The organism is Undibacterium sp. TC4M20W (assembly GCF_049340245.1).
In the GTDB taxonomy this organism is placed as follows: Bacteria; Pseudomonadota; Gammaproteobacteria; order Burkholderiales; family Burkholderiaceae_D; genus Undibacterium.
Genome location: NZ_JBMPPI010000093.1, coordinates 1 through 255, shown reverse-complemented (window position 1 = coordinate 255; position 255 = coordinate 1). Strand labels below are relative to the sequence as shown.

General features: G+C 54.5%; 1 protein-coding gene. It reads right to left on the bottom strand.

The features are described from left to right. A partial coding sequence (locus ACO0LL_RS30420) for a hypothetical protein (protein ID WP_422954551.1) occupies nt 1-229 on the bottom strand: 229 nt, incomplete at its 3' end. Between the last annotated feature and the right edge of the window lie 26 nt (nt 230-255).

Here is a 255-nt window from a genome sequence, read left to right as displayed (position 1 = left end):
TACCAGCGCCGAGGCTCAGGAAGTTGGCGCCGCGGGCCAGTGTGACGTCCAGTGCAGATTGTGCTGTCAATGCGCCTGCATCGATGGAAACGCCGACTGTTGCGTTAGCAACGTTGGTGTTGTCGATAGCACGGATCGTCAGACGTTCTACGTGGGTTGTTGTGTTAGCAGCCTGGTAGCTGTCAACCAATGCATCAACGATCGTATCGTTCAACTGGATTTGGGACACTTGTGTGACTGCTGTGTCGTTGGTCA